Here is an 8056-nt window from a genome sequence, read left to right as displayed (position 1 = left end):
GTCGGTCCCAAAATGATGTCTGAAATTGCGGCGTGAGCAAACGCAAAACGCACTGACTCGAATCAGTTTCGGGCGATTGAAAGGCGGTTTGGGGAGGCAAAGCGGACGCCCACACGTCAGAGTAGCCGTGCGGGCGAGTGACGCCTCATGGCCGATCGCGAGCGCTCGCCGGCTCCTCCGTTTGCTGTCGTTCAAACCATTCGCGGGCGCCAGCGGCGACTTTGTGGCGTCAAAGCTCAGCGGTTGAATTCGGCCTATTTCGTTGAAAAACTGCGATGCGGCGCGCGGGTGCGGTGATTTTTGGACATACAATCGACGCGCTCAGCGCTCTTTCCGATCGCACCGCTTCTGTGCATCGCCCCGCGATGCGTCTCAAGCGGCCGCTGCCGCCATTTTCCCCCGCTTTGGCATCAACCACTTCGCCATGCGCCTAAGATTCTGCGCAGTCGCGGCCAGCAAGAACTCGTCATGGGCACCTGACGGACCTCGCAGTCGGAGACGATCCAACTTCATTACGCGCTTGAGGTGTGCAAACAAGATCTCAACCTTCTTGCGGTCCTTTCGTGATTGCCTGTATGCCGGCGTTTGCGCAATCGCCCTTGCCTTATCGCGTGCTGCTTCGTGGACGCTCGGGGCTATCTTTCGTATTGGTGTGTTCGGACAACATTGGTCTTTCAATGAACATCCAGCGCAGTCCAACTGACTCGATCGATAGACGATCGTGTTGGCCTTGGTGATGTGCGTGCGTGGATTCTTGAATGGACGCCGTTCGGCGCGCAGTGCATGCCCAGCCGGACAGCGATACTCGTTGCGTTGCTCGAGCCACTGGAAGTCGCTATTCGCGAAGGTTTCGTCGCTACGTATTCCCTTCTCCCACACCGGAACGTGTGGTTCGATCGGTTTGTCATTGATCATCCAGGCAAGCAGCGACGCAGTGCCGTACGCGGTGTCACCCACCAGACGTTTTGGCTTGAGACGGAAGCGCTGCTCAACCCGATCGATCATGGTCCTGGTCGAGTCCTCTTCCTGCGTGCGGTATGCGGGGGTAGCCTCGACATCCATGATGATTCCCGCCTGCAGATCAATCAGGTAGTTGGTCGAGTAGGCATAGAACGCCGGGCCACCGGGTGCAGCTGTCCAACGCGCGGCAGGATCTGTCAGCGAAATATTCTTTGGATGCGCAAGGGGTTCCTGCGATGTGTCCAGGGGTTGGGCGTCAGTGTCGTTCGCGTCGAGCGTCGCCAGATACTCACGCACCGCTCGACTGGGCCCCTCGCCACTACTCCAGTCGATTGCTTCAGTCCCAGCTATGCCGCGAGTGTGATTCGCGTCGGCTTTAATGACACTCGCGTCGATCGCAAACCCTTCACCACCTACGAGACCCTCATTCATACAGCGCCGTAAAACTGATTCGAATACATGGCGCAGCATATCGCTGTCGCGAAACCGGCCATGGCGATTCTTTGAGAACGTTGAGTGATCGGGAACCGCGTCCTCGAGGCCGAGGCGGCAAAACCAGCGATACGCCAGATTCAAATGGACTTCCTCACACAGGCGCCGCTCGGAGCGGATGCCGAAGCAGTAGCCGACGATCAGCATGCGAATCATCAACTCTGGATCGATAGAAGGGCGCCCCGTATGACTGTAAAACGACCCCATGTGCTTGCGGAGGTCTCCGGCATCAAAGAAGTGATCTATGCCCCGTAACAGGTGGTCCTTCGGACCATGATCATCAAGATTGAACGCCTAAAACAGCTGCTCCTGATCGCCGCTTCTCTGACCCATCATGACGATGCACTCCCGCCGATTGATGGATTCCAGGATAGCGAACAATCCGACTCTCAGGTGAGTTTTTCAACGAAATAGACCCCGAGCGGTCAGTCGGGTTTGCCGATAGCGGCCATTCGCTATGGGGGCGGGACACTGGTAGGATGCCTTATCTGATCGAGAGGCATCGAGATAAATCGACCAATGAAATTCGACATCGAGGGTAAAGCGGGAATCACCACGCCGCCTCCCATACAGATCGCCCGCGCGCTCAAGTCATTGCGAAGCTACGGAAAGTCATCTTATGCGTCATTGACTGATACCGAAGGAAACTATGTGCAGGTAGCCGGAGGTGGCGTTAGCTGCATGATTGAGCGCTTCGAGATCGACGCATCACAAAGATGGAGGGCATTTCACGACAAACCTTCCCCTGTGCGCCCAGATGGAACGATCTTGGTTTTCAGTGCAGGAAATATTCCGATGCGTGCAGATGAATGGTTCATGTGTGACCAGGTTGTGGAAGTCTTCCTAGCCTTCCTGAAAAGTGCGCCGTTTCCACCGTTCGTTCACTGGCGGTCAGCCCCGGGCTTTTGACATTGATCCGCAAGTGGATAGAGCGCTTCGAGCAACTTCTGCATCTCGATTCGTCAACGATACGAGGCTCAGGTGCGAGAGACCGAACTGGCCGTTACGAGCTTTCAGTGACCAGCAGTTCACCATCGAACCAGACATCCTCGTAGTCCGGCGCAAGCAATACACGCCATCTCGGCGGCAGTGCCAAGTAAGGGACAATGGTCGGACAGCGCTCGATCAAGTGGGCGACATGAAGCGGCTGATAGAAGTCCGCGTCCGGTGAGTAGTCGCCGCCGTAAATATACCAACCACACGTACCGTTTTCCGGGGTTAGTCGAACCGCTTGAAGCGGCACATTCTCAAGGGATCCAAGCGCGATCCCTACCTTCTGGCTCGCCTCGGGCGGCATGTATTCTGCACCGAATCGGTGGCAAACGTTTCTTTGATCATTGGACATGGTCGCGCAATATGCTTAGCTCGTCGTGATTGTCGCTGATGCTGCGGGGTTTGTTGGATGTCCCAAGCTGCCGACTGATGCTATATGAGCGGCGCCGGATATAGCGATCATGGTGGCGTCAAAACGCTCTCCAGACCTCGGAGCCAACGAATGCGTAGTGTCCCGGCCCAGAGGCTGGCCCAGGTAGAACTGCGGGCCATTCGATGCACGGATGGTAGATATACATGGGCAGGACAAAGTACAAGCTGCGTCTCACATCGACGATTGTCGTCAGCCTTTCGAACTTACGCTCCATCCAACTGAATGCTACGAAACTCGAGCACGCGGACATCGAGAATATGCAGCCCCACGCGTAGCCGGGCAACTGGCGGCCGTCCACTATGGCGGTGTGGTACGAGTCACCATGCGGCGGTTCCCCTTCGTATTTCAGTGCTATCTCGTAGCTGCCGTCGGGCGGTAGTAGTACATATTCACCCATGCCAGCCCAGTGGCTAAGCTCTTTCTTCGTAAACTGGATTACGTGCGATTCCATCTAGGTTCTTCAACACCGCGGATAAAGAAGATATGCAGACTGTCGACGATTTCCGCGGCGGCGTCGAACGACCGGTCCGCCGCCGACTACCGCCTGATGAGGGGGGCGATGGCGACCGTTCCAGAATGTTCTGGATCAGGCCTGGCTCATTGAGCCAGGCCTTCCACTTTGTGCTGCCTAAATCCACGCCTACATACCGCTTTTCAGGCGTCGTGTTCACCGGCGCGTTAGGCAGCCAGTGTGTTCCCAAGCATCCCAATGTGCGGTAGCCTATTGCTGGGCAAGCAGTTGGTCGGCCCTATTGATCGCCGCGTCCGCTGATAACGATTCGTGAAGTCTGATCGTCAAATGGGAATATGCCCGTTGATTGAATTTTAACTGCGCTTTAGGCTCCGTCTCATTCGCGTTAGTCAGATAGTCGTAGTCATCGCACAACTGCCGAGTCATGTTTCCCCACTGCAAGTCGTTCGTCACATCAAACCTTGCTAGTGTCGAGAGTTCCACATCGCACGTCACTTCCCAAATATCGACTACACCCTGATTTGCCGCTTGCGCAACGCCGTAGCCATATAAGTACAGCGCCGATGTTTTCTGCGCCCCAGCTATGATGTAAAAGCCTTGGCCGAGTTCGCCTCCACTAGCCGGATCCCAACTTGACTGCACTACCCTCAATCCTCCTGTCAGGGATCCGCGGTGTCCGGAGTGCGTCGCGTGATATCCAATAATTGGCATAGGTCAGCTTCCTCTTCTTTTGGGTGGGTACTACGTGCGGGATACTGAAGTGTGCATCAACACGCGGCGTCCGAGCGATCATGGACCAACTAAATGCCAGATGAATCAATCGAAAGTCCGAGAACCGTGACAGCGTTGCGGAAATTTGCATGGATGGCTGACTGCCCAGCTCACAACGGACGTCCGCTCAAAAAGGCGGCACTCTAAATGGCCAAAGCCATTCACACGGACTGGAGAAAGTGCTCGCTCAGCCTGAGCGGGTGGTGCGCTCGATCAGCTACTGCGTTATCAACAAGACAATGCGACAGTGCCTCTGGAAGGCCTCCCCCACGGATAGAGGGGGCGGTCCAGGTTGTTCGGCGCTGTGGGCTCAGTCGTTAGACAGTGAACCCAGATATGTCGCAACCTTCGCCTTGCTAGTCTTCTGCAATTGAGCCATGAGGGCGTGATCGATTCGCTTCAGCCCGTAAGTTTGAGCGATGTCGTGCTGCAATCGGCACCAGAGATGACTGGCGATCTCAGCGTCAACCATCGCTCGGTGCGCACGACCCGATTTCGGTAATCGAAGCATCTCCGCCAAGCTAGATAGGCGGTGACTCTGGGCGCGTGGGTAGATCCGCCTGGACACGAGCATCGTGCAAGCAAACGAATGCTCCGCTGGCACTCCAAGAAGCCCCAGTTCTGCCTGCCAAAACCGCTTATCGAAACCGGCGTTGTGGGCAACGACGGGATGGTTTCCAACAAACGCTGCAGATTCCCTCATGACTTTCGATACAGGAGGAGCCGATGCGATCATGTCGTTCGTGATGCCTGTGAGAGCAGCGACATCGGACGGGATGCGCCGTCCTGCGTTCATCAAGCTCTGGTAACGATCAACAATCCGACCGTCACGCAGGAGGATGACGGCAATCTCGGTAGCGCGGTCGCCCAGATTCGGCGAAAGCCCGGTTGTTTCGAAGTCGAGTACCGCAACGGTCTGCATGTTTCTTTCGTTCACTAATCAGTTGATGCCGTAATACGCACGCTTCCCCATGCCTGGCGAGCCAGGCAAGACGCACCTTGATTTGTTCGCCCGGCTGCCGCTCAGGCCAGTTCGCCAACCAACGACACACTCGGAGCCTGGACTTGCAGGGTATCCGTGGCGATGCGCCCGGATCTGGATGCGTTGGATGAGTGGCGTATTCTACGCTTCGTCACCGCTATTTCTTATATCGACGCTAACGCCGTCGACAGTTACTGGGGCGAACGTGGAGAGTTGACAGATGCAAACGCCTGGAATGACGCGAAGCTCAGGCGCTGCGCTTTCCTCTCGCTGGAGTTGTGGATTGCGAGTTCACCGGCATCGGGAAAACCGGCGCCTTCAGCGGAAAGCGGGCAGGGGACCGAGTAAGGTGGATTCTGTCATCTAGGAGTTTTAAGTGAAAAGCGTTCCATTATGATAAGAATACTTATCACAATAAAATCATAATACCGGCATTTCACCTATGCCCCGACGACCTACCGCTGTCGACGAGCATTGCCAGAATCAAAAAACCGCGTTCGAATCGCCTGGCCCTTGCGAAATCGTCGGACAAGAGGTCACGGATGGATGGGGGACCACGCCCGTTCGCATAAGGCGACAATGCTCTCGATGCACATGCCCCTGAGAACCACCAGAGGGTCACATCAGGGGAAACCCTCGAACCGCCACGTTTATCACGCTTGTTTGCGCCCGCCAGGCCGTCTCGCGAGGCTGCGCAGCCCCATCCCGCCTGCTCCAGGCCCCATTGAATAACCAGGTCTTATAAAGAGGGTAACTGGCACTGATGGTGCGTGTCCGGTTTTTTTGCCTCCTTATCGTTCAAACCATGGAGTGTCATTCAGATCCTCGGCGACCCAGGCCGTACCACTATTGAAGAGCGCATCGATGAGCACGTTGCATCCCTATGCAGGTATTTTGACGGCAGTTCCCACTCCTCTCGACGCAGACGGCCATTTCGTCGCCGCGCCGCTTGCCGCGCAGATCGGCAGGCTCATCGAAGCCGGCGCGGACGGTGTCGTGCCGCTCGGCGGCACGGGCGAGTACACGGCACTGTCGCTCGCGGAGCGTCTGCGTGTCGTCGAAACGTCGCTCGAAGCGGCGGCCGGCGCGCTGCCCGTCGTGCCGGGCATTCTCGCGCCAGGACTTGGCGACGCCATCGACAACGCCAAGGCCTTTGTGAAGGCCGGCGCGAAGGCGCTCATGGTCGTCACGCCGTATTATTTCCGGCCCACGCAGGAAGGCATCGTCGAGTACTACCAGCGTTTCTCCGATGCAGTCGACGCCGACATCATTCTCTACGAAATCCCGTATCGCACGGGCGTCTCGCTCCATTACGAAACCGTCGCGAAGCTCGCCGCGCTCACGCGCGTCGTCGGCATCAAAGCCTGCAATCCGGATCTCGCCACGCAAATGCGCGCGGCCGAACTCTGCGCGTCGAAGATCGCCATTCTGAGCGGCGAGGAAGACGTGCTGCCGCTGCACGTCGCCATGGGTGCCGTAGGCGGCATCATCTCCAGTTCGAACCTCGTGCCGAAGCAGTGGGCGCGTGTGCTCGCGCTGGCGTCGAACGGCCAGCTCGAACAGGCCGTTGCGCTGCACGCCACGTTGCGCCCGCTCATCGACGCCATCTTCGCCGAGCCGAATCCCGCGCCCATCAAAGCCGCGCTGACGCTTCAAGGCCTCGCGTTCGGCGACGTGCTGCCGCCGCTCAAGCCTGCTTCGGCGGCGCTGCGCCAGCGCCTCGCCGACGTCATGGCGCCGCTCGTCGCGCGCGAGGACGCCTGTTCCCCATCCGCGGCGGGCGTTTGAGTCGCACTGAGACCATCGATACGTTAAGAGAGAAGACCATGTCATCCGATAACAACATCATTCTTCCGCGTCGTCGCTTTCTTCAGGCGGCGGGCGCCACGCTACTCTCGTCGGCCGTTGCCGCGCCGATGATCATCACTTCACGCAAGGCGGCCGCTGCGAGCAATCTCACGGTCGTGAGCTGGGGCGGCAACTATCATCAGGGTGTTGACGAAGCGCTCGCCAAGCCGTTCGAAAAGGAATTCGGCGTGCACGTGACGCTCGTCGACACGCCCGATCTTGCCCGCGTGAAGGCGCAGGTGATGACGAACAACGTGCAATGGGACGTGTTCGATGCGGTCGGTCCAATGGCGATGACGGGTGCGAAAAACGGCTATTGGGAACCGCTCGATCCGGCATTGTTCGACCGCAGCGACCTGATTGCGCCGATGACGAAATTCGCCGTGCCGTTCTACGGCTTCACGGGCGGCATTTGCTGGGACAACAGCAAGCACCCGGCCGGCAAGCACCCGGAAACCTTCGCCGATTACTTCGACGTGAAGAAGTTTCCCGGCCAGCGCACGCTGCGCAACCGCGCGAGCGAAACGCTTGAAATCGCCTTGCTCGCCGACGGCGTGCCGCCGGAAAAGATTTATCCGCTCGACGTCGACCGCGCGTTTCGCGTACTGGACCGCATCAAGCCGTCTATCGGCAAGTGGGTGGACCAGACGCCCCAAACGGTCTCGCTCGTGGAAACGGGCCAGGTCGATTACAGCTACACGTATTCGACGCGCGTGAAGGCCGCGCAGGAAGCGGGCAAGCCGATCGACTTCTCGTTTAAACAAACGCTCACCGGTCTGGAGTATCTCGTCGTTCTGAAGAACGCGCCCAACAAGGCGAACGCGATGAAGTTCGTGCAGTTCGCCATGCGCCCCGATCGTCAGGCGGCGCTCATGGATTATCTCGGCAACACGCCGGCGAGCAAGAAGGCGCTCCCGCTCGTCAAACCCGACGTGCGCAAATGGCTGTCGGACCCGAACAACAAGATGAACCTCATCAGCAACGATGTCTGGTGGACCGACCATTACGACGAACTCACACTGCGTTTCAAGGAGTGGGTGCTGTCGTAACGTCGAGGTAAAAAGGGCCGTCGCAATAGCGGCGGTCGTATGGTCAGCAGTCAAGC

General features: G+C 57.8%; 8 protein-coding genes and 1 pseudogene. 5 read left to right on the top strand and 4 right to left on the bottom strand.

What is annotated here, in order from left to right:
- Positions 1–372: 372 nt before the first annotated feature.
- A pseudogene (locus U5A52_RS37475) lies at positions 373–1788 on the bottom strand (transposase).
- Here U5A52_RS37475 and U5A52_RS37470 point away from each other — a divergent pair.
- A complete protein-coding gene (locus U5A52_RS37470) occupies positions 1726–1866 on the top strand; it encodes a hypothetical protein (protein WP_321939110.1) in 141 nt (46 codons plus the stop codon). The pseudogene U5A52_RS37475 and the gene U5A52_RS37470 sit on opposite strands and share 63 nt — an antisense overlap.
- A gap of 105 nt (positions 1867–1971) precedes the next feature.
- Positions 1972–2361: a hypothetical protein gene (locus tag U5A52_RS37465; RefSeq protein WP_321939107.1), complete on the top strand. Its 390-nt coding sequence runs from the start codon at positions 1972–1974 to the stop codon at positions 2359–2361.
- A gap of 94 nt (positions 2362–2455) precedes the next feature.
- Here U5A52_RS37465 and U5A52_RS37460 read toward each other — a convergent pair whose 3' ends face one another.
- From U5A52_RS37460 to U5A52_RS37450, 3 genes are all read right to left on the bottom strand, one after another.
- On the bottom strand, positions 2456–2797 hold the full coding sequence (locus U5A52_RS37460) for a hypothetical protein (RefSeq protein WP_321939105.1): 342 nt from the start codon (positions 2795–2797) through the stop codon (positions 2456–2458).
- A gap of 802 nt (positions 2798–3599) precedes the next feature.
- Positions 3600–3992 carry a hypothetical protein gene (locus U5A52_RS37455; protein ID WP_321939103.1) on the bottom strand — a complete coding sequence of 131 codons (393 nt, stop codon included), beginning with the start codon at positions 3990–3992 and terminating at the stop codon, positions 3600–3602.
- A 439-nt stretch (positions 3993–4431) separates the two neighbouring features.
- The gene (locus U5A52_RS37450; protein WP_321939101.1) at positions 4432–5043 is read right to left on the bottom strand and encodes a 3'-5' exonuclease; all 612 of its coding nucleotides are present in this window, start codon (positions 5041–5043) and stop codon (positions 4432–4434) included.
- A 156-nt stretch (positions 5044–5199) separates the two neighbouring features.
- Here U5A52_RS37450 and U5A52_RS37445 point away from each other — a divergent pair, with 156 nt between their 5' ends.
- The 3 genes from U5A52_RS37445 (at position 5200) to U5A52_RS37435 (ending at position 8000) form a co-directional block, all read left to right on the top strand.
- Entirely contained in the window at positions 5200–5451 is a 252-nt protein-coding gene (locus U5A52_RS37445; protein WP_321916328.1) for a hypothetical protein, read from the top strand.
- A gap of 516 nt (positions 5452–5967) precedes the next feature.
- A complete protein-coding gene (gene dapA / locus U5A52_RS37440) occupies positions 5968–6891 on the top strand; it encodes a 4-hydroxy-tetrahydrodipicolinate synthase (protein WP_321939099.1) in 924 nt (307 codons plus the stop codon).
- Between the two features lie 38 nt (positions 6892–6929).
- On the top strand, positions 6930–8000 hold the full coding sequence (locus tag U5A52_RS37435; RefSeq protein ID WP_321916326.1) for an ABC transporter substrate-binding protein: 1071 nt from the start codon (positions 6930–6932) through the stop codon (positions 7998–8000).
- The last annotated feature ends 56 nt before the right edge of the window (positions 8001–8056 follow it).

The organism is Paraburkholderia sp. J8-2 (assembly GCF_905220195.1).
Taxonomy (GTDB): Bacteria; Pseudomonadota; Gammaproteobacteria; order Burkholderiales; family Burkholderiaceae; genus Paraburkholderia.
Note: the sequence above shows the minus strand (reverse complement) of the source record. Positions and strands in the feature narration are given on the sequence as shown.

Excerpts from the sequence above, each read along its gene's own strand:
- U5A52_RS37470 (WP_321939110.1), top strand. The coding sequence starts at position 1,726 with ATGATCATCAAGATTGAACGCCTAAAACAGCTGCTCCTGATCGCCGCT.
- U5A52_RS37465 (WP_321939107.1), top strand. The coding sequence starts at position 1,972 with ATGAAATTCGACATCGAGGGTAAAGCGGGAATCACCACGCCGCCTCCC.
- U5A52_RS37460 (WP_321939105.1), bottom strand. The coding sequence starts at position 2,797 with ATGTCCAATGATCAAAGAAACGTTTGCCACCGATTCGGTGCAGAATAC.
- U5A52_RS37450 (WP_321939101.1), bottom strand. The coding sequence starts at position 5,043 with ATGCAGACCGTTGCGGTACTCGACTTCGAAACAACCGGGCTTTCGCCG.
- dapA (WP_321939099.1), top strand. The coding sequence starts at position 5,968 with ATGAGCACGTTGCATCCCTATGCAGGTATTTTGACGGCAGTTCCCACT.
- U5A52_RS37435 (WP_321916326.1), top strand. The coding sequence starts at position 6,930 with ATGTCATCCGATAACAACATCATTCTTCCGCGTCGTCGCTTTCTTCAG.